The organism is Microbacterium jepli, assembly GCF_047237905.1.
In the GTDB taxonomy this organism is placed as follows: domain Bacteria; phylum Actinomycetota; class Actinomycetes; order Actinomycetales; family Microbacteriaceae; genus Microbacterium.
This window is the reverse complement of record NZ_JBDFLW010000005.1, coordinates 2,241,307-2,260,891: the sequence shown is the minus strand read 5'-3', so window position 1 is coordinate 2,260,891 and position 19,585 is coordinate 2,241,307. Positions and strand designations below refer to the sequence as shown.

General features: G+C 70.9%; 21 protein-coding genes. 19 read left to right on the top strand and 2 right to left on the bottom strand.

All coding sequences use genetic code 11. The features are described 5' to 3' along the window. Window positions 1-88: 88 nt before the first annotated feature. Entirely contained in the window at window positions 89-439 is a 351-nt protein-coding gene (locus tag ABC304_RS14975; protein WP_412931824.1) for an Rv2175c family DNA-binding protein, read from the top strand. Window positions 440-448: 9 nt separating this feature from the next. Here ABC304_RS14975 and ABC304_RS14970 read toward each other — a convergent pair whose 3' ends face one another. Beyond that, window positions 449-1,543: a polyprenyl synthetase family protein gene (locus ABC304_RS14970; RefSeq protein ID WP_412931822.1), complete on the bottom strand. Its 1,095-nt coding sequence runs from the start codon at window positions 1,541-1,543 to the stop codon at window positions 449-451. A gap of 66 nt (window positions 1,544-1,609) precedes the next feature. On the opposite strand from ABC304_RS14970, the gene ABC304_RS14965 reads away from it, so the two are divergent. The 10 genes from ABC304_RS14965 to ABC304_RS14920 all read left to right on the top strand — a co-directional run bounded on the left by ABC304_RS14965 (window position 1,610) and on the right by ABC304_RS14920 (window position 12,494). Continuing rightward, a complete protein-coding gene (locus tag ABC304_RS14965) occupies window positions 1,610-1,981 on the top strand; it encodes a DUF3040 domain-containing protein (protein WP_412931820.1) in 372 nt (123 codons plus the stop codon). A 213-nt stretch (window positions 1,982-2,194) separates the two neighbouring features. Continuing rightward, window positions 2,195-2,626, top strand: a complete 432-nt coding sequence (gene mraZ, locus ABC304_RS14960; protein ID WP_412932963.1) for a division/cell wall cluster transcriptional repressor MraZ — start codon at window positions 2,195-2,197, stop codon at window positions 2,624-2,626. Between the two features lie 102 nt (window positions 2,627-2,728). Then, on the top strand, window positions 2,729-3,682 hold the full coding sequence (rsmH, locus tag ABC304_RS14955; RefSeq protein ID WP_412931818.1) for a 16S rRNA (cytosine(1402)-N(4))-methyltransferase RsmH: 954 nt from the start codon (window positions 2,729-2,731) through the stop codon (window positions 3,680-3,682). Then, the gene (ftsL, locus tag ABC304_RS14950) at window positions 3,679-4,269 is read left to right on the top strand and encodes a cell division protein FtsL (RefSeq protein ID WP_412931816.1); all 591 of its coding nucleotides are present in this window, start codon (window positions 3,679-3,681) and stop codon (window positions 4,267-4,269) included. Before rsmH ends, ftsL begins: the two co-directional genes overlap by 4 nt. A gap of 4 nt (window positions 4,270-4,273) precedes the next feature. After that, on the top strand, window positions 4,274-6,058 hold the full coding sequence (locus ABC304_RS14945) for a peptidoglycan D,D-transpeptidase FtsI family protein (RefSeq protein WP_412931813.1): 1,785 nt from the start codon (window positions 4,274-4,276) through the stop codon (window positions 6,056-6,058). Between the two features lie 27 nt (window positions 6,059-6,085). Further along, complete coding sequence (locus ABC304_RS14940; protein WP_412931810.1) at window positions 6,086-7,501, top strand: UDP-N-acetylmuramoyl-tripeptide--D-alanyl-D-alanine ligase; 1,416 nt, start codon at window positions 6,086-6,088, stop codon at window positions 7,499-7,501. Continuing rightward, a complete protein-coding gene (gene mraY / locus ABC304_RS14935) occupies window positions 7,498-8,604 on the top strand; it encodes a phospho-N-acetylmuramoyl-pentapeptide-transferase (RefSeq protein ID WP_412931808.1) in 1,107 nt (368 codons plus the stop codon). The genes ABC304_RS14940 and mraY overlap by 4 nt, the downstream gene beginning before the upstream one ends. Then, a complete protein-coding gene (murD, locus tag ABC304_RS14930) occupies window positions 8,601-10,166 on the top strand; it encodes a UDP-N-acetylmuramoyl-L-alanine--D-glutamate ligase (protein WP_412931807.1) in 1,566 nt (521 codons plus the stop codon). The genes mraY and murD overlap by 4 nt, the downstream gene beginning before the upstream one ends. After that, window positions 10,117-11,385: a putative lipid II flippase FtsW gene (gene ftsW, locus ABC304_RS14925; protein ID WP_412931805.1), complete on the top strand. Its 1,269-nt coding sequence runs from the start codon at window positions 10,117-10,119 to the stop codon at window positions 11,383-11,385. Before murD ends, ftsW begins: the two co-directional genes overlap by 50 nt. After that, entirely contained in the window at window positions 11,382-12,494 is a 1,113-nt protein-coding gene (locus ABC304_RS14920) for a UDP-N-acetylglucosamine--N-acetylmuramyl-(pentapeptide) pyrophosphoryl-undecaprenol N-acetylglucosamine transferase (RefSeq protein WP_412931804.1), read from the top strand. Before ftsW ends, ABC304_RS14920 begins: the two co-directional genes overlap by 4 nt. A gap of 8 nt (window positions 12,495-12,502) precedes the next feature. On the opposite strand, the gene ABC304_RS14915 is transcribed toward ABC304_RS14920, so the two are convergent. Beyond that, window positions 12,503-12,910, bottom strand: a complete 408-nt coding sequence (locus ABC304_RS14915; protein ID WP_412931803.1) for a GntR family transcriptional regulator — start codon at window positions 12,908-12,910, stop codon at window positions 12,503-12,505. A 105-nt stretch (window positions 12,911-13,015) separates the two neighbouring features. Between ABC304_RS14915 and murC the strand changes: the two genes are divergently transcribed. The 8 genes from murC to ABC304_RS14875 all read left to right on the top strand — a co-directional run bounded on the left by murC (window position 13,016) and on the right by ABC304_RS14875 (window position 19,585). Continuing rightward, window positions 13,016-14,419, top strand: a complete 1,404-nt coding sequence (gene murC, locus ABC304_RS14910; protein WP_412931801.1) for a UDP-N-acetylmuramate--L-alanine ligase — start codon at window positions 13,016-13,018, stop codon at window positions 14,417-14,419. 54 nt (window positions 14,420-14,473) lie between these two features. Continuing rightward, on the top strand, window positions 14,474-15,418 hold the full coding sequence (locus ABC304_RS14905; RefSeq protein ID WP_412931799.1) for a cell division protein FtsQ/DivIB: 945 nt from the start codon (window positions 14,474-14,476) through the stop codon (window positions 15,416-15,418). A 223-nt stretch (window positions 15,419-15,641) separates the two neighbouring features. Then, complete coding sequence (gene ftsZ / locus ABC304_RS14900; RefSeq protein WP_127095249.1) at window positions 15,642-16,790, top strand: cell division protein FtsZ; 1,149 nt, start codon at window positions 15,642-15,644, stop codon at window positions 16,788-16,790. Window positions 16,791-16,799: 9 nt separating this feature from the next. Beyond that, window positions 16,800-17,489 (top strand): YggS family pyridoxal phosphate-dependent enzyme, encoded by a 690-nt coding sequence (locus ABC304_RS14895; protein WP_412931797.1) that lies wholly within the window; start codon window positions 16,800-16,802, stop codon window positions 17,487-17,489. Between the two features lie 31 nt (window positions 17,490-17,520). Beyond that, complete coding sequence (locus ABC304_RS14890; protein ID WP_412931794.1) at window positions 17,521-17,982, top strand: cell division protein SepF; 462 nt, start codon at window positions 17,521-17,523, stop codon at window positions 17,980-17,982. 9 nt (window positions 17,983-17,991) lie between these two features. After that, the gene (locus ABC304_RS14885; RefSeq protein ID WP_127095252.1) at window positions 17,992-18,294 is read left to right on the top strand and encodes a YggT family protein; all 303 of its coding nucleotides are present in this window, start codon (window positions 17,992-17,994) and stop codon (window positions 18,292-18,294) included. Window positions 18,295-18,388: 94 nt separating this feature from the next. Continuing rightward, complete coding sequence (locus ABC304_RS14880; protein ID WP_412931792.1) at window positions 18,389-19,018, top strand: DivIVA domain-containing protein; 630 nt, start codon at window positions 18,389-18,391, stop codon at window positions 19,016-19,018. Window positions 19,019-19,027: 9 nt separating this feature from the next. Continuing rightward, window positions 19,028-19,585: a signal peptidase II gene (locus ABC304_RS14875; protein ID WP_412931790.1), complete on the top strand. Its 558-nt coding sequence runs from the start codon at window positions 19,028-19,030 to the stop codon at window positions 19,583-19,585.

Below are 19,585 nucleotides of genomic sequence, written 5' to 3'. Positions count from 1 at the left end.
ATTATGAGACTTCTGTTACACAAGCACACTCGGCTTCGTGGGAACGACACGCGGTCGAGCCCACAGGCGGAGATGGCATAGTGGCAACGTGACCGGGAAGAACGTGCCCAGCATCCACACCGAATGGCTGACGATGCCCGAACTCGTCGCCGCTCTGGACGAGCCGCTCGGGCGGGTGAAGCGCCTGCTCGACGAGCATCACCTGATCGGCAGCCGCCGGCATGGCGTCTTCCGCGTGCCGTCGATCTTCCTGGTCGACGGGCATCCGCTGACGTCGCTGCGCGGGACGATCATCGTGCTGCAGGACGCCGGCTTCAGCGACGACGAGGTCATCGACTGGCTGCTCCAGGACGAGGAGCTCACCGGAGCGGCGCCGATCGAGGCGCTGCTGGCCGGTCGCAAGACCGAGGTCCGGCGGGTCGCGGCGACCCTGGCCTGACGCCCCGTCTCAGGCGGTGCGGGCGACGGCGGCTCGCGCGAGATCGCGCAGCTGCCCGACGGCCGCATTGCCGAGCCGCGCCCCGGACAGCGCGCGCTCGGCCTGCCGGGCGTAGTCGGCGATGAGGGCCTCGACGCGCTCGAGCGCGCCCGAGTCGATGATCGTGTTCTGCAAGGCGGTGATCTGACCGGCGTCGAGGGTCGGGTCGCCGATGAGCTCGTCGACGGTGCGCACCGCCGAGGCGGGGAGACGTTCGCGGGCGTAGGCGATCAGCACCGTGCGCTTGCCCTCCCGCAGGTCGTCGCCGCTGGGCTTGCCGGTCACCGCCTCGTCGCCGAAGACGCCGAGCACGTCGTCGCGCAGCTGGAAGGCCATACCGAGCGGATGCCCGAAGCCCGACAGTGCGGCCAGCTGGGCGTCGTCGGCGCCGGCGAGCGCGGCGCCGATGGTGAGGGGCTGCTGGATGCTGTACCGCGCCGATTTGAGCGAGGCCACGCGCAGCGCGCGCTCGGCGTGTCGATCGTCGGACTCGGAGCGGAAGGCGGACTCCTCCGCCACGTCGAGGAACTGGCCCACGGTCACCCCGCGGCGCATGGCGCCGTACTCGGCGCGGGCGGCGGCGGCCGCCGCGGCGTCCACCTCTGAGAAGCCCTCCTCCGCCAGATCGTCGCTCCATGCCACGAGCAGGTCGCCGAGGAGGATGGCGCCCGACCTGCCGAACGCCGCAGCGTCTCCGACCCACCCGTGCGCGACATGGTGCGCCTCGAGGGCACGGTGCGAGGAGGGGCGCCCGCGGCGGGTGTCGGAGTTGTCGATGAGGTCGTCGTGGACGAGGGCGGCGGCGTGGAACACCTCCAGCGACGCGGCGACGGAGAGCACGGCCGGATCGAGCGCCGCGGGGACGTTCGAGGATTCCTCCACAGCCCTCCACCCGGCGATGCAGAACCGCGCGCGAAGGCGCTTTCCACCGCGGAGGGAGGCCGCGCCGGCGTCGGTGAGAACGGCGGCTTCCGGACCCCATTCCTCCGATTCCCGGCGGCGGGCGATGAGGAAGGTGTCCAGTCGCTGGGAAACAGCTTCGATCGGGTCCGGAGAGGGGTCCACGGGCCTAGCCTAGTGATCGACGGCGCGGGTAGAATCAGCCGGGAACGAACGTAAAGAGGGGGAAGCATGCCACTCTCCGAACAGGAGCAGCGTCTGCTTGACGAGATGGAACGCCATCTCCTGCGCAACGACGCGGATGTCGTGAGCGCGCCGCGCGATGGCCGCACGCTGAGCTACCGCAACATCGTCTACGGCACGATCCTCGTCCTCCTCGGACTCGGCGGTCTCATCGTCGGCGTCTCCGTTCCCCTCGTGGTCGTCGGCGTCATCGCGTTCGCGGTCATGCTGGGCGGCGTGATCCTCGCCGTGACCCCGACCAAGGGCACCCCGCGTGCCCAGGCCGAGCCGGGCCGTCCGGTCAAGGCGCCGGCATCCTCCACGTCCTTCATGGATCGCATGAACGAGCGCTGGGACCGTCGTCAGGGCGGCGACCGCTGAGCACCTGAACCTTCGCGCGTCGGACTGAGTCCGATCCGCTGACACGAGAGCACCGACCCTGCGGGTCGGTGCTCTTTTCTTTTCCCTGCGCCCGCTGGGCGCGTCGTGCGCGGAAAAGCGCGTTTCCGTCGCGTCCGCCGTAGGGAAGTGGAGGAAAGTGGAGTAAAGTGGCGAGCACGAACCCGGAGGGCCGAGACGAAGGGGGTGACCGCGATGCTGTTGGGCACGCACACTCCCAGGCTCGACGACAAGGGCCGCGTCATCCTCCCGTCCAAGTTCCGCGACGATCTGGGATCGGGCGTCGTCATCACGCGCGGCCAGGAGCGCTGCCTCTACGTGTTCAGCACCGAGGAGTTCGAGCGCGTCCACGAGCGCATCCGCGAGGCGCCGCTCTCCAACAAGCAGGCGCGCGACTTCCTCCGCATGTTCCTGTCGGGTGCGAGCGCCGAGAAGCCCGACAGCCAGAACCGCATCACCGTCCCCCCTCACCTCCGCACCTACGCGGGACTCGACCGCGACCTCGTCGTCACCGGCGTCGGTGCGCACGCCGAGATCTGGAACTCCGACGCGTGGGCCGCCTACGCCGAGAGCAACGAGGACTCCTACTCCGAGATGGAGCAGGAGGTGATCCCGGGACTGTTCTGACCCTCGGCTGCGATCTCCAGCCGTTTCTGCCCTGACGCACTTCCCCGGCGCCAGGTCGAAACGGAGGGGGATCGGAGCAGAGGGCACCAGGGCCCCGACATCATGGACATCCGAGACATCCACACCCCGGTCCTCCTCGAGCGCTGCATCGAGCTGCTCGCGCCGGCGATCGCCCACGACGGCGCCGTGCTGGTCGACGGCACGCTCGGCATGGGCGGTCACACGGAGGCGCTGCTGCAGCGCTTCCCCGGGCTCCACGTCATCGGGCTCGACCGCGACCAGGACGCGCTCCGCATCGCCGAGGAGCGCCTCGCTCCGTACGCCGACCGGACCACGTTCGTGCACACGGTCTACGACGGCATCGCCGCCGCCGTCGAGGAGGCCGGCGCAGGCCCCGTGGACGGCATCCTCTTCGACCTCGGTGTGTCGTCGCTGCAGCTGGACGTCGCCGACCGCGGGTTCGCCTACGCGAAGGACGCGCCGCTCGACATGCGGATGGACCAGACGACGGGGCCCACCGCAGCGGACGTGCTGGCCACCTACGGCGAAGGAGACCTCCGTCGCATCTTCGAGCGCTACGGCGAGGAGCGCCTCGCCGGCCGCTACGCCCGCGCCATCATCGCCGCGCGCGCCCAGGAGCCGCTGCTGCGCTCCGGCCGCCTCGTCGACATCCTCCAGGCCGCCACGCCCGCCGCGCTGAAGCAGGCGGGGCACCCCGCCAAGCGCGTGTTCCAGGCGCTGCGCATCGAGGTCAACGGCGAGCTCGCCGTGCTCGAGCGCACGGTGCCCGCCGCGCTGGCGCAGCTGCGCGTCGGCGGACGCATCGTCGTGATGTCGTACCAGTCGCTCGAGGACCGTCTGGTCAAGCGCGTGCTGCAGGATGCCGCGGCATCCACCGCGCCGGCGGGGCTCCCGGTCGAGCTCCCCGAGCACGCCCCCCGCTTCCGCCTGCTCGTGAAGGGGGCCGAGACGGCCTCCGAAGAAGAAGTGGCGCGCAATCCGCGCGCCGCGCCTGTCCGGCTGCGTGCGGCCGAGCGCATCAAGGAGTCGATGTGACCACCGCGAACGCCTTCTCGACCCCCGCCCTGCGGCCCGCACCGGGGCGGAGCGCGCCCGCCCGGCGGCTGCAGGCCGTCGACGCGCCCGCGGTCCGCCGGCGCCCGCGCGTGGCCTACGCCGTCGTCGCGCTGACCGGCGCCCTCCTCATCGGCGGGGCGCAGATGGTGCTCTCGATCCTCACCACCCAGGGCTCCTACGAGGTGTCCACCCTCACCCAGCAGCAGCGCGAGGTGACGTGGCAGCGGCAGATCCTCGCCGACGACGTCGCCGGGCTGAGCTCTCCGCAGTACCTGGCGGCCAACGCGGCCGCCCTCGGCATGGTGATCGACGAGTCGCCCAGCTACCTCCGCCTCAGCGACGCCAGCGTGCTCGGCGCGGGGGAGGCGGCCGCCGCCACCTCCTCGATCGACGCCATCGGGCGCGGCGCGGTGCCGAACGAGCTGATCGCCGACACCCCTCTGATCACCGCGCCCGACGCGACGATCGGCGGCGTGCCGGTCGTGACGCCGGAGGTGAGCGGCGACGGTGTCGCGAACACGCCGCCCGCACTGACCGACGGACTGCCGACTCCGGCCACACACTGACATCATGACGACCCGAGCCACACGCAGCCCGCGCCGCCGCACCGTCACCGCCCTCTTCATCGTCCTGGTCGTCCTCGTCGCCTTCATCGTGCGGCTGGTCGACATCCAGGTCGTCAACGCCGACGAGCACGTCGAGGACTCGATCGCCCTCGGCCTCGGGAACTCCCACACCCTGTACGGCACGCGGGGCGAGATCGTCGACGAGTCCGGCCAGGAGCTCGCCGGCAGCATCCTGCTCTACGACGCGCAGCTGAGCCCCCTGAACGTCAAGAACTTCGAGCGCACGGATGCGAGCGGCACCAAGGTCACCGTGCCCGTCGCCGACACCGCCGCCAAGATCGCCTCCGTGACTGGTCAGACCGCGGAGGAGGTCACCGCGATCGTCGAGGACGCGCTGGCGGCCAACCCCGACTCGCAGTACGCGTCGCTCAAGAAGGGCATCTCCACCGAGATGTACCGCCAGCTCGTCGACCTGAAGCTGCCGTTCATCTACTTCACGCCGCATCCCGCCCGCACCTACCCCGACGGCGCGGTGGCGGGCAACCTCGTGGGCTTCATGGGGTCGGACGGAGAAGCGCTCGGCGGCATCGAGAAGACGCAGGATGCCTGCCTCGCGGCCTCCGACGGCGTGCAGAAGTTCCAGCAGGGCAAGGACGGCGTCGTCATCCCCGGCACGGAGGTCACGGATCCCGCGGTTGACGGCGGCACTCTCCAGCTGACCATCAACAAGGACCTCAACTGGTACCTGCAGCAGCTCGCCGCCGAGCAGGGCCAGGACATGGGGGCCCAGCGGGCGACCATCACCGTCGTCGAGGTGAAGACCGGTAAGATCCGCGCCGCCGCGGAATGGCCGGCGATGGACCCGAACAACGTGTCCGCGTCCGCCCCCGCCGACCGCTACAGCCACATCTTCACCGACACATTCGAGCCCGGGTCCACCTTCAAGTCGCTCACGGCCGCAGCCCTCGTAGACGGCGCCGGGCAGACGCCGACCTCCACGGTGATGGCGCCCGATCAGGTGACCTTCGCCAACGGCGCCCGCGTCCGCGACGGCCACGCGCACGCCGACCTGAACTACACGCTGACCGGCGTGCTCATCGACTCCTCGAACGTGGGTATCTCGACCTTCAGCGAGCGGATGTCCACGCAGGCCCGCTACGACTACCTGAAGAACTTCGGCATCGGCGAGGGCAGCGCCGTCGACTACGAGGGGCAGGCCACCGGCACGCTCTACCCGGCCGACGAGTGGGGCGCGCAGACCGCGTACAACACCACCTTCGGGCAGGCTGTGACCACGACCGTCCCCGAGCTGCTGGGCGCGTACGGCGCCATCGCGAACGACGGCAAGCGCATGCCGCTGTCGCTGGTCGAGTCGTGCACCAAGCCCGACGGCACGGTCGTCACCCCCGACCTGCCCGACCCCGTGCAGGTCATCAGCCCCGAGAGCTCGAAGCAGATGCGCGAGATGCTCGAGAACGTCGCCACCCAGGCCAACTACGGCCAGGAGATCGGCGTGCCCGGCTACCGCATCGCGGTCAAGACCGGCACGGGTGAGAAGTCCGACGGCAAGGGCGGCTACAAGGCGGGGCTCTACTTCACGACCATGATCGGCTTCGTCCCCGCCGACGACCCGCAGTACCTCGTCGCCGTCACCCTCGATGAGCCCACTGTTGTAAGGTCGTCTACGGCCAACGCCTCCGCGTTCCAGAAGGCGATCACGCAGGTCGTGAAGACCTATCGCGTGATGCCGGCGACGTCGGAGGGTCCCCAGCTCCCCGCGTTCGGGTGAGCCCCGCCACGCGCGGCCGGAGAACCCATGATCGCCCTCACACTCACTGAACTCGCCTCCGCCATCGGCGGAGAGCTCCACCTCGGCGGAGCGGACACGCCCGACACGGTCGTCCGCGGCACGGTCGACACCGACTCCCGCAACATCGGCCCCGGCGATCTCTTCGTCGCCAAGCCCGGCGAGACCACCGACGGCCACCTCTTCGTGCCGGTCGCGGCCGACGCCGGCGCGGCCGCGGCCATCGTCGAGCGGGTGGTGGCCGAAGCATCCGTCTCCCAGATCGTCGTCCCCGACGTCGTGACCGCCCTCGCCGACCTCGCCCGTGTGGTCGTGGCGCGCGTGCGCGCGCACGGCGACCTCCGCATCGTCGGCATCACCGGCTCCAACGGCAAGACGACGACCAAGAACATGCTCGCCCGCATCCTTCTCGAAGAAGGGGAGACGGTCGCACCGCGCGCCTCCTTCAACAACGAGGTCGGCGCCCCGCTCACGATGCTGCGCGTCGGCGACGGCACCCGCTTCCTCGTCAGCGAGTTCGGCGCCAGCGCCCCGGGGGCGATCGCGCACCTCGCCGGCCTCGTCGAGCCCGACATCGGCGTCGTGCTGATGGTGGGCATGGCGCACGCCGGCGGCTTCGGCGGCATCGACGCGACGCGCAAGGCGAAGTCCGAGCTCGTCGAGGCGACGCGCCGCGGCGGCACGGCGGTGCTCAACGCCGACGACCCGCGTGTCGCGGGCATGGCCTCCATCGCCGCCGAGCGCGGCATGTCCGTCCGGTGGTTCGGGCGCGGCCCCTCCGCCGACGTCCGCGCCGACGACGTCGAGGTCACCGCCGACGGCACCCGCTGCACGGTCGTCATCGACGGCGTGCCGCACGCGCTGCACCTGCGCGTGCTCGGCGAGCACCACGTGATGAACGCGCTGGCAGCACTGGCCACGGCCACCGTGCTCGGCGTCGCCCCCGACGCGGCCGTCGCCCGGCTCGAGCAGCTGCCGCTGGCGGAGCGCTGGCGTATGGAGCCCCTGGGCTCCGAGCGCGTGCGCATCATCAACGACGCCTACAACGCCAGCCCCGACTCGATGTCCGCGGCCCTGCGCACCCTCGCGCAGATCACCGGCCCCCACGAGCGCACCGTCGCGGTGCTCGGCGCGATGAGCGAGCTCGGCGAGTGGGACGGCGAGGAGCACGATCGGGTCGGCCTGCTCGCGGTGCGCCTGGGCATCCAGCGCATCGTGGTCGTCGGCGCCGCCGCGCGCCGGATGTTCCTCGAGGCCATCAGCCAGGGCTCGTGGGACGGCGAGGCCGTCTTCTTCGCCGACGCCGACGAGGCGTACGACTACCTGACGGGCGAGCTCCGGGACGGGGACCGCGTGCTGGTGAAGTCGTCCAACTCCGCGGGACTCCGCTTCCTCGGAGATCGTCTGGGAGAATTCTTCTCGTGAGATCACTTCTGACGGCAGCAGCGATCTCCCTGGCCTTCACCCTCTTCCTCACTCCGGTCTTCGTGCGGCTCTTCCGCACGTGGGGCTGGGGTCAGGTGATCCGGACGCCGGAGGACATCCGCAACCCCTCGCACGGGGAGAAGCGCGGAACGCCCACCATGGGCGGCACCATCTTCATCGCGGGAACCCTGGTGGGCTATCTCGTCGGCAGCTTCACCGGCAACAATCCGCCGACCATCTCCGGATGGCTGGTCGTGTGGATGATGGTCGGCTTCGGCACGGTCGGCTTCATCGACGACTTCATGAAGGTCCACCGGCAGCGCAGCCTCGGCCTGTCGGGCTGGCCCAAGGTGGTCGGGCAGGTGATCGTCACGATCCCGTTCGCGGTGGTGGCGCTGAACTTCCCCAACATGATGGGCTATACGCCCGCATCGCCGTACATCTCGCTCTTCCGCGACATCTCGGTGCTGTCGCTCATGGCGCTCGGCCCGATCCTCGGCTGGCTGCTCTACCTCGCGTGGGTGTCGTTCATCGGCGTGGCCTGGTCCAACAGCACGAATGTCACCGACGGTCTCGACGGGCTGGCCGCGGGGGCGGGCATCTTCGTCACCGGCGCCTACAGCCTCATCGCCTTCTGGCAGTTCAACCAGGTCTGCACCGGCGAGCGCACGAACACGACGCTCCAGGCCTGCTACGCCGTCCGCGACCCGTTCGACCTCGCGATCGTCGCGGCAGCCTTCTCCGCCTCGCTGGTCGGGTTCCTCTGGTGGAACGCGCCGAAGGCGAAGGTCTTCATGGGCGACGTGGGCTCGATGGCGATCGGCGGCGTCATCGCGTCGATGTCGATCCTCACCCACACCGAGCTGCTCGGCGTGCTGGTCGCCGGCGTCTACATCATCGGCCCCGGCTCGGTGGTGCTGCAGCGCACCTACTTCCGCCTCACGCGCGGCAAGAGGCTCTTCCTCATGAGCCCGTTCCACCATCACCTCGAGATGCGGGGGTGGCTGGAGATCACGATCGTCGTGCGCATGTGGATCATCGCCGGGATGCTGGCGGTCACCGGTGTCGGCCTGTTCTACGTCGAATGGCTCGCGCGCACATGAGCACTCCGGCATCCGATGCGAGCCGCCTGGACGGCCTGACCAGCTGGCACGCGGACTGGGCCGGACTGCGCGTCGCCGTCCTCGGTCTCTCGGTCACCGGGTTCTCGGTCGCCGACACGCTCACCGAGCTCGGCGCCGACGTGCTCGTGGTCTCGGAGTCCGCGTCCGAGGAGTACGCGAGCCTCCTGCCGGTCATCGGCGCGCGCCTGTGGACGGGTCCGCTCGACAGCGTGCCCCACGAGCTGCGCGCCTTCGCCCCCGAGGTCGTCGTGGCCTCCCCGGGGTTCTCGCCGCAGCATCCGCTCATCGAATGGACGCGCGCCGCAGGCATCGCCCTCTGGGGCGACATCGAGCTGGCCTGGCGCGTGCGCGACAAGGTCGTGCGCGACGACCGCTCCACCGCGCCGTGGGTGCTCATCACCGGCACGAACGGCAAGACCACCACGACGCGCCTGGCGGCCTCGATGATGGTCGCGGCCGGCCTGCGCGCGGCGCCCGTCGGCAACATCGGGGTGCCCGTGCTCGACGCCGTCCGCGACCCGCAGGGGTTCGACGTGCTCGTGGTGGAGCTGTCGAGCCACCAGCTCTGGTATCTGTCGCTGCAGACCGGGCCCGAGCCGCTGTCTCCCGAGGCCAGCGTCTGCCTCAACCTCGCCGACGACCACCTGGAGTGGCACGGATCGTTCGAGGCGTACCGGGATGCCAAGGCCGGCGTCTACACGAACACCCGCATCGCCTGCGTCTACAACAAGGCCGACGCCGCCACGCGGATGATGGTGGAGGACGCCGAGGTGATCGAGGGCGCCCGCGCCGTCGGGTTCGACCTCGGCATCCCCGGACCGAGCGATCTGGGGGTCGTCGACGGGATCCTCGTGGACCGCGCCTTCCTGGAGGAGCGCCGCACGAGCGCCCTCGAGCTGACCACGGTAGAGGACCTCGCCGCCCACGGGCTCGGCGCTCCGCACATCGTGGCCAACGTGCTCGCCGCGAGCGCGCTCGCCCGGGCCGTGGGCGTCAGCCCGGCGGCGATCCGCGCCGCGCTGGACGATTTCCGGCTCGACCCGCACCGCATCGAGATCGTCGCCGTCGCCGACGGCGTCACGTGGGTCGACGACTCGAAGGCGACGAATCCGCACGCCGCGGCGTCGTCGCTTGCCGCCTACCCGGGCGCCGTGTGGCTCGTGGGCGGTCTGCTGAAGGGCGTCGACATCGCTGATCTCGTCGCCGGACGCGGAGCGCGGGCGAAGGCGGCCGTCGTCCTCGGCGCCGATCGCGCCGAGGTGCTGGCAGCGTTCGCGCGACACGCGCCCTCGGTGCCGGTCTTCGAGGTGGACGGCGTCGAGACTGGGAGCATCATGGCGCGGGCCGTCGAACTGGCTGCCGGAATCGCCCGTGACGGGGATGTCGTCCTGCTGGCCCCCGCCGCGGCATCCTTCGATCAGTTCTCGTCCTACGCCGACCGCGGACGGCGATTCGCCGACGCGGTGAAGCAGTGGATCGAGAGGGCAGCCGATGGCCGGCACGACGCAGACCCGGACTCGACCCCCGGCTCTCCCACCTGAGGCCCCGGCGCGCGGCGGTCTCGCCGCTCGGGTCTCGCTCGGCCGCGTGTTCGCTCCGGTGCCGAGCGAGTTCCTCCTCATCGCCTCCACGGCGCTGCTGCTGACGGGGTTCGGGCTGGTGATGGTCCTGTCGGCGACCACGGCCACAGCGACCGCCGCCGGACAGCCGCCGTACGAGGCCGTCATCAAGCAGGCGGTCTTCGCCGTCATCGGCATCCCGCTGATGTTCATCGCGAGTCGGCTGCCGATCGCCTTCTGGAAGCGCATCGCCTGGCCCTCGCTCATCGGCGCGACGGCGTTCCAGATGCTGGTGTTCGTGCCCGGGCTCGGCGTCGAGGCCAACGGAAACCGCAACTGGGTGCAGATCGCCGGCCTGCAGTTCCAGCCTGCCGAGTTCCTCAAGATCACCCTCGCGCTGTGGATCGGCTACGTCCTCTTCCGCAAGCGCACGCTGCTCGGACTGTGGCGCCACGTGTTCATCCCGCTGGTGCCCGTCTCGGTGCTCGTCATCGCCACGGTCATGGCCGGCCACGACATGGGCACGGCCATGATCCTCGCCATCGTCGTGCTCGGCGCGCTGTTCTTCTCGGGCGTCAAGCTCCGGATCTTCATCCTTCCGCTGATCGCGGCGGGATTCGGCGCGTTCCTCTTCGCCGTCAACAGCCCCGACCGCATGCGCCGGATCCTCAGCTTCCTCAACCCGAACTGCCTCGACGACTACTTCAACGACTGCTATCAGCCGCTGCACGGCATCTGGGGTCTCGCCAACGGCGGCGTCTTCGGCCTGGGTCTCGGCAACTCCAAGGAGAAGTACGACTGGCTCCCGGCCGCCGCGAACGACTACATCTTCGCCATCGTGGGGGAGGAGCTGGGGCTGATCGGATGTGCCGTGGTGCTCGCGCTCTTCGCCCTCTTCGCGATCGGGGCCTTCCACGTCATCCGCAAGACCGACGACCCGTTCGTGCGCATCGTCTCGGGCGGCATCACGATGTGGATCGTCGGCCAGGCCCTCATCAACATCGGCGTGGTGCTGCGGCTGTTCCCCGTGCTCGGCGTCCCCCTGCCGTTCATGTCGCAGGGAGGCACGTCGCTGCTGTCGGTGCTGCTGGCCTCCGGGGTGCTGCTGTCGTTCGCGCGCTCGCTCCCGGCGAAGACCGGGGCCCGGGAGCTGCGAGCGCCGACGGCCGCGCGCGTGCCGCGTGCGAAGATCTCCGGGTGAGTTCTTCCGACACGACCCGCACGTACCTGCTCGCCGGCGGCGGAACCGCCGGTCACGTCAACCCGCTCCTGGCCGTCGCCGACGCGCTCCGCGCGCGGGAGCCCGAGGCCGAGATCCTTGTGCTGGGCACGCGCGAGGGGCTCGAGGCCCGGCTCGTGCCCGAGCGCGGCTACGAACTGCTCTTCGTCGACAAGGTGCCCTTCCCGCGCCGCCCGGATCGCGCCGCCGCCGCCTTCCCCACCCGCTTCCGACGCGCCATCGGGCAGGTGCGCGGCCACATCGCCACGCGCGGCGTCGACGTCGTCGTCGGCTTCGGCGGCTACGCTTCGGCGCCGGCGTACGTCGCCGCCCGCCGGGCGCGGGTGCCCGTCGTGGTGCACGAGGCCAACGCGAAACCGGGTCTCGCGAACGTGCTCGGCGCGCGGACGGCCGCCGCCGTCGGGGTGGCCTTCGACGGCACGCCGCTGGCACGTGCGCAGGTCGTGGGCATGCCGCTGCGCCGCGAGGTGGTTGACCTCGACCGTGACGCCCTTCGCGCGGAGGCCGCCGCGCACTTCGGCCTGCGCGCCGACCTGCCCACGCTCCTCGTGTTCGGCGGCTCCCTCGGGGCGGCGCGCCTGAACGCCGCCTTCGGGCCCGTGGCGGGAGGCGAGGCGTGGCGCGCCGTGCGCGATGCCGGATGGCAGCTGCTCCACGTGACGGGGGAGCGCTCCGAGCTCGTCGACCCGGAGGCGGAGGGCTACGCGATGCGCCGGTACGTCGACCGCATGGACCTCGCGTACGCGCTCGCGGACCTCATCGTCTCGCGAGCCGGGGCGGCCACGGTGAGCGAGATCAGCGCCCTCGGCATCCCGGCGGTCTATGTCCCGTACGCCGTCGGCAACGGCGAGCAGGCGCTCAACGCGCGGTCCGCGGTGAAGGCGGGAGCGGCCCGTGTCATCCTCGACGCGGAGTTCACGGGCGACCGCGTGCGCTCGGAGATCGTCCCGCTGCTGGCCGATGCGGCGGCGCGGAAGCGGATGACGGATGCCGCGGCCACCGCCGGCGAGCGATCGGGCGCCGAGAACGTGGTGGCTCTCATCGACCTGGCGCTGGCACCGGCGCGGTAGTCAGGACCTCACGCGCGTGCTCTGCCGAGGTCCGTCGCGCCGCCCCGGAGCGCCGCATCCACGAGGGCGCGCGCGTCGTCGTCGCCGATGCGCAGCGACCGCATCTCCGCGGCGAAGGCCGCCGCCGCGCGCTGCGCCCGCTGACGCGCGGGGTCGCCCTGCGGTGAGACGACGGTGCCGTTGCGGCCGAGCGTCTGCACGAAGCCCGCCGCCTCCAGCTCCTTGTAGGCGCGGGCGACGGTTCCGGGGGCGACGCCCAGCTCCTCGGCGAGACGGCGCACGGCGGGCAGACGCGCCCCGGCCACGAGCCGGCCCGCGCCGATGGCGTCGACGACGCCGGTCCGCACCTGCTCGTACGGCGGGAGCGACGAGGCGGGGTCGATGCGGAGTCCGGGGACGTCGGTGGTGTCGGGCACGGCGCCATCGTCGCCGCCCCCGGACCGGGTGTCAAACGGGCGGGCTCGACGACCCGGGCGCGCCGGGGGGTCCGGCGCAGGAGGCCGACCTAGGATCGGAGGGTCATGATCACACCCGACCTCACCCTGCCGATCCCCGAGCGGATCGAGGCGGCCCACTTCATCGGCATCGGCGGGTCGGGCATGTCCGGACTCGCGCGCATGTTCCTGGCCCGCGGCATCCGCGTGTCCGGATCCGACCGTGCCGACAGCCCGGGCCTCCGCCGGCTCGAGGCTCTGGGCGCAACGGTGCACGTCGGCCATGACGCCGCGAACCTCGGCGACGCCGACACGGTGATCCACACCGGCGCCATCTGGCCCGAGAACCCGGAGTTCGTGCTGGCGAAGGAACGCGGGATGCCGGTCATCCACCGTTCCCAGGCGCTGCACTGGCTCATCGGCGGGCGGAGGCTGGTCTCCGTCGCCGGTGCCCACGGCAAGACGACCTCGACCGGGATGATCGTCACGGCGCTGCAGGCGCTCGGCGCCGATCCGAGCTTCGTCAACGGCGGCGTCATCACGTCACTGGGAGCTTCCAGCGACACCGGAGCGGACCCCCTCTTCGTCATCGAGGCGGACGAGTCCGACGGCACGTTCCTGCTGTACGACACCTCGATCGCGCTCGTGACCAACGTCGATCCCGACCACCTCGACCATTACGGCAGCGAGGACAGCTTCGTCGCGGCCTTCGCGCGATTCGCGAACGAGGCGCGCGAGGCCGTCGTCATCTCGGCCGACGACCCCGGAGCGCAGCGTGTGACGGCCCTGCTCACGCATCCGAACGTCATCACCTTCGGCGAATCGGATGCTGCGACCCTGCGTCTGCGGGACATCCGCACCGACGGCCCCGTGTCCTTCGCGCTCGAGCACGAAGGGCGCTCCTTCTCCGCGCAGCTGGCCGTGCCCGGTGCGCACAACGCGGTCAACGCCGCCGGGGCCGTGGCGGTGCTCGTGAGCCTCGGCTACGACGTCGAGCCCGCGCTGCGCGCGGTCGAGGGCTTCGCCGGCACCGCCCGGCGCTTCGAGCTGCACGACGTCGTCCGCGGGGTCAGCGTGTTCGACGACTACGCGCACCACCCGACCGAGGTGGCTGCCGCGCTGGCGGCGGCGCGCACCGTGGTCGGCGACGGCCGGCTCATCGCGCTGCACCAGCCGCACACCTACTCCCGCACGCAGCTCATGGCGTCCGAGTTCGCCGGCGTGCTGGAGCACTACGCCGACCACACCGTCGTGCTCGACGTGTACGGCGCGCGCGAGGACCCGATCCCCGGCGTGACGGGTGAGCTCGTCAGCTCCGCGTTCGCCGACCCCGGCCACGTGCACTACGTCCCCGACTGGGATGAGGCCGCGCGCTACACCGCCGCGGTGGCGCGCGAGGGCGACTACGTCATCACCCTCGGCTGCGGCAATGTGAACCTGATCATCCCGCAGGTGCTCGAGGCGCTCGCGACCGCAGACGCGGGGGAGTGACCCGTGCGTCGGCCCGCCCCGATCCCGACTCCGGCGCCTGAGCGCCCGGATGACGTGACGACCCGCGTGGGCCGGAGCGCCCCGGACACCGCCCCTCGGGAGCTGACGCCACCCGTCCCGCTCCTGCTCGTCGCGAAGGACGCATCCACGGGCCAGGGCGCCCGCTCCGCGGCGGATGCCTCTCCCCAGATGACCCGGCCTCCGGCGGACCCGACGGCCGATGCACCCGCCGACGACATCGGCCTGCGCGACGTGTGGCGCGCGGCGCGCGCGCGACGCAAGGCCCTTCGCGCCGAGATGCGCCGCTTCACGCAGCGCCGCCGACGTCGGCGCGCCGCGTGGCTGGCGGCCGCGGCATCCGTCGTCGTGCTCGTCGCAGTGACGGTGGGAGCCGCCTACAGTCCGCTGTTCGCCGTCGAGCGGATCGAGGTGGTGGGAACGTCGCAGCTCGACCCGGCCGCCGTCGAGCAGGCGCTCGCGGGCGAGATCGGCACGCCTCTCGCCTCGGTGGACGGAAGCGCCGTGAAGGCGGCGCTCGTCGCGTTCCCGCTCGTGGAGAGCTACGCGCTCGAGGCACGTCCGCCGCACGACCTCGTCGTGCGCATCGTCGAGCGCACCCCGGTCGGCGCCATCCGATCCCGTGGCGGGTGGACCGTCGTCGACGCCGCGGGCGTCGTGCTCTCGACCTCGACGAGCGCGCCCGCCGGTCAGCCCGTGCTCGACATCACGGGCGGGCTCTCGTCGTCGGCGTTCACGGCCGCGGCGACGGTCATGCGGGCGCTGCCCGACACCATCCGCTCACAGGTGACGGCGGTCGCCGCCACGACCGCCGACGACGTCACGCTCACCCTCGGTTCCCGGGGCGCGCAGGTCGTGTGGGGCGGCACGGCGGACTCCGCCCGTAAGGCCGTCGTGCTGCAGCAGGCCATGGCGGCGTTCCCGATCGGGTCGGTGTCGTCGTACGACATATCGTCACCCGAGGCGATCGTCGTCCGCTGACCGAGGCGCGCGTCCGCACCTCTCCGCACGCCGCCCGGAGCGGCGAAGAAGGCCGCGGACGCGGCCGCCGAAAAGATTCGGCGCGAGATCGCCGACACGCCCGCGCGCCTGCGGGACCGTGCGGCGGGGCGACCTAGTTTCGAGTCAGGAATTGCATACCGAGCAATACTTTACACCTCTACTAGAGGTTGAAGGTTATCAGGTCCAGGGCACGGAGGCCGGCATGAGCCAGAACCAGAACTACCTCGCCGTCATCAAGGTGGTCGGCGTGGGCGGCGGCGGCGTGAACGCCGTCAACCGCATGATCGAGCTCGGCCTGCGAGGGGTCGAGTTCATCGCGGTGAACACCGACGCGCAGGCGCTGCTGATGAGCGACGCAGACGTCAAGCTCGACGTGGGGCGCGAACTCACGCGCGGCCTCGGCGCGGGCGCCGATCCGGAGGTCGGCCGTCGTGCCGCCGAGGATCACGCGGAGGAGATCGAGGAGGCCCTTCGCGGTGCCGACATGGTCTTCGTCACCGCGGGCGAGGGCGGCGGCACGGGCACGGGCGGAGCACCCGTGGTCGCGAAGATCGCCAAGTCGATCGGAGCACTGACCATCGGTGTCGTCACCAAGCCGTTCTCCTTCGAGGGGCGCCGCCGGCAGAGCCAGGCCGAGATCGGTGTGGCGAAGCTGAAGGAAGAGGTCGACACCCTCATCGTGGTGCCGAACGACCGTCTGCTGGAGATCAGCGACCGCGGTATCTCGATGATCGAGGCGTTCGCCACCGCCGACCAGGTGCTGCTCGCCGGTGTGCAGGGCATCACCGACCTCATCACCACGCCGGGTCTCATCAACCTCGACTTCGCCGACGTGAAGTCCGTCATGCAGGGTGCGGGCTCCGCGCTCATGGGCATCGGCTCCGCCCGGGGGGCGGACCGTGCGATCAAGGCGGCCGAGCTGGCGGTCGAGTCGCCGCTGCTCGAGGCGTCGATCGAGGGTGCGCACGGCGTGCTGCTGTCGATCCAGGGCGGGTCCAACCTCGGCATCTTCGAGATCAACGACGCAGCGCAGCTGGTGAAGGAGGCCGCGCACCCCGAGGCCAACATCATCTTCGGCACGGTCATCGACGACACGCTCGGCGACGAGGTGCGCGTCACGGTCATAGCCGCCGGCTTCGACAGCGGCGAGCCGACGCTCCGTCTCGACCCGGTCACGGCGTCGCGTCCGCTGACGGCCCCCGTCGTGCCCGCGATCCCCGCGCCCGAGGTCGCCCGCGAGTACGTCGCCGAGAAGCCGGAGAAGGAGACCGTCTCGGTCGCCGCCTCCGACTCGGGGTACGACTCGGCTTTCGGCGACGACGACCTCGACATCCCCGACTTCCTGAAGTAGGTCGCACGCGTGACCCCGGACCTGCCCGACCGGCTCGCCGACGTCGACGCCCGCATCGCGGACGCGGCCCGGCGGGCCGGCCGGGACCCCCGCGACATCACCAGGATCGTGGTCACCAAGTTCCACCCGACGTCCCTCGTCGAAGACCTCGTGCGCCTCGGCGTGCGCGACGTCGGCGAGAACCGTCAGCAGGAGCTCAGCGCGAAGCGCGCGGAGCTCCCCGACGCCGGCCTCCGCTGGCATTTCGTCGGACAGGCGCAGGCCAACAAGGCGCGTGCCATCCGCGCCGCGGCATCCGCTGTGCACTCGGTGGACCGCGCGCGGATCGTCGACGCCCTCGATGCGGCGGCACCCGATGACGGCGCGGATCCGCTCGACGTCTTCCTCCAGGTCAACCTGACGGACGACGCCGGCCGCGGAGGGGTGGCTCCGGCCGATCTTGAGCGGCTCGCCGAGCACGCGACGGGATGCCGCAGCCTCCGGGTGCGCGGCGTCATGGCCGTCGCACCGCTCGATGAAGACCCGGCCGATGCCTTCGAACGACTCGCCGGATACTCCCGGCGCGTGCGCTCCGTGGTGCCGGACGCAACCTGGATCTCCGCCGGCATGACGGCGGATTTCGCGGAGGCGATCGCCGCCGGCGCGACACACCTGCGGATCGGTTCCGCAATCACCGGCCCGCGGCCACCCCGCGGCTAACCTCGAAACAGACGAACGAACGGAGCATCCGATGTCGAACCCGCTCAAGAAGACCATGGTGTACCTGGGTCTCGCCGACGAGGAGGAGATCTATGAGGAGCCCGCTCCGCAGCCCGCGAACCGCAGCAAGCCCCAGGCCGTGAAAGAGGTCGCTCCCGTGACTCCGCTCCACCGTCCCACGGTCGTGCGTCAGCCGGCGCCGTCCGCGGTCAGCGAGATCCTGACCGTCCACCCCAAGCAGTACCGCGACGCCCAGGTCATCGCCGAGAACTTCCGCGACGGCATCCCCGTCATCATCAACCTCTCGCAGATGAGCGATGCCGACGCCCGCCGTCTCATCGACTTCGCCAGTGGTCTGTCGCTCGGCCTCTACGGCCGCATCGAGCGGGTGACCAGCAAGGTGTTCCTGCTGTCGCCCGAGAACGTCGCCGTGTCGGGCGAGGGCGGCGTCGCCCAAGCGGATCCGGAGGCTGTCGCCTTCGCGACACCGTAGCCTTAACGGGTGAACATCCTCGGCCTCATCGCCTCGATCCTCAACGCGCTCCTCCTCATCTACGTCCTGGTCCTCCTTGTTCGTCTGATCCTGGACTGGATGCCGATGCTGAATCGGGAGTGGCGCCCTCGCGGCGCCGGGCTCGTGGCGGCCGAGGTCGTCTACACGGTGACCGACCCGCCCATCCGCACGCTGCGCCGATTCATCCCGCCGCTGCGTGTCGGAGCGATCGCGATCGACTTCGCATTCGCGCTCACGATGCTGCTCTGCTTCGTGCTGCTGGGCATCACGGGCTCCCTCGCACGGGCCTGAGGCGCCTACTATGCTGGCCTGATACGGTGGCCGTTCCGCGGTCGGTCCCCCCGATGTCGGCCTGCGACCTGAACTGTCGAAAGAGGAAACAACAATGGCATTGACCCCCGATGACGTCGTCACCAAGCAGTTCCAGCACGTCCGGTTCAAGGAGGGGTTCGACCCCGACGAGGTGGACGACTTCCTCGACGAGATCGTCGTGGAGTGGCGCAAGACCATCGCGGAGAACGACGAGCTGAAGGCGAAGCTCGCCGCGCTCGAGTCCGGCGATGCCCCGGCCGCCGCTGAGAGCACGGAGACGCCGGCACCGGTGCCCGCCGCATCCGAAGAGCCCGCTCCGGTCATCGAGTCCGCTCCCGCTCCGGCCGCCTCGACCGGCTCGGACGGCACGCCTCCCGCCGCCGCCAGCGCCGGCATCATCGAGCTGGCGCAGCGCCTGCACGACGAGCATGTCGCCGAAGGTGTCTCCAAGCGCGACCAGCTCATCTCCGACGCCCAGGCTCAGGCCGCCAGCATCCTGGCCGACGCCGAGGCCAAGGGCCGCGACGAGATCGCACGCCTCGACAAGGAGCGCGCGATCCTCGAGACCCGCATCACCGAGCTCCGCCAGTTCGAGCGCGACTACCGCACGCAGCTGCGCAGCTGGATGGAGGGCAAGCTCCGCGACCTGGAGACGACCAACACCTCCTCGGGCGCCACTCCGGTCTCGTCCATCGGTCTGTAAGGCGGTCTTTTGACGAGCCGGACCCCCCTCGGCAAGGCGGCGGCCGGCACGATCATCGCGGTTCTCGCGGCGATCGTGCTGGCCGCCGACCAGTTCACGAAGCATCTCGCGATCGACGGCCTTCCCCCGGAGGAGCCGGTGAAGATCCTGGGCGACGTGCTGGTGTTCTATCTCATCCGCAACTCCGGTGCCGCGTTCTCGCTCGGCTCGGAGGTCACCTGGGTGTTCTCGATCGCGCTGGCCGCGGTCGCCGTCGTGATCGTGTTCCTCGCGATCACGCGGGTGCGGTCGCGGGTGTGGGCGGTTCTGCTCGGCCTCCTCCTCGGCGGTGTGCTCGGCAACCTGGCCGACCGGCTGCTGCGCGCGCCCGGCTTCGGCGTCGGCCACGTCGTGGACTTCATCAGCACCCCGTGGATGATGCCCGCGATATACAACGTGGCCGACATCTTCATCGTGACGATGATGATCGGCGTGGCGCTGCTGGTGTTCACCGGACGCCATCTCGACGGCACTCGCGAGCCGAAGCGCGTGGACGACGACGTCGACGCCGACGTCACCGAGCACTGA

Bases quoted from the DNA above. Each gene is read 5' to 3' on its own strand.
- ABC304_RS14965 (WP_412931820.1), top strand. From the start codon at position 1,610: ATGCCACTCTCCGAACAGGAGCAGCGTCTGCTTGACGAGATGGAACGC.
- mraZ (WP_412932963.1), top strand. From the start codon at position 2,195: ATGCTGTTGGGCACGCACACTCCCAGGCTCGACGACAAGGGCCGCGTC.
- rsmH (WP_412931818.1), top strand. From the start codon at position 2,729: ATGGACATCCGAGACATCCACACCCCGGTCCTCCTCGAGCGCTGCATC.
- ABC304_RS14945 (WP_412931813.1), top strand. From the start codon at position 4,274: ATGACGACCCGAGCCACACGCAGCCCGCGCCGCCGCACCGTCACCGCC.
- ABC304_RS14940 (WP_412931810.1), top strand. From the start codon at position 6,086: ATGATCGCCCTCACACTCACTGAACTCGCCTCCGCCATCGGCGGAGAG.
- murD (WP_412931807.1), top strand. From the start codon at position 8,601: ATGAGCACTCCGGCATCCGATGCGAGCCGCCTGGACGGCCTGACCAGC.
- ftsW (WP_412931805.1), top strand. From the start codon at position 10,117: ATGGCCGGCACGACGCAGACCCGGACTCGACCCCCGGCTCTCCCACCT.
- murC (WP_412931801.1), top strand. From the start codon at position 13,016: ATGATCACACCCGACCTCACCCTGCCGATCCCCGAGCGGATCGAGGCG.
- ftsZ (WP_127095249.1), top strand. From the start codon at position 15,642: ATGAGCCAGAACCAGAACTACCTCGCCGTCATCAAGGTGGTCGGCGTG.
- ABC304_RS14890 (WP_412931794.1), top strand. From the start codon at position 17,521: ATGTCGAACCCGCTCAAGAAGACCATGGTGTACCTGGGTCTCGCCGAC.
- ABC304_RS14880 (WP_412931792.1), top strand. From the start codon at position 18,389: ATGGCATTGACCCCCGATGACGTCGTCACCAAGCAGTTCCAGCACGTC.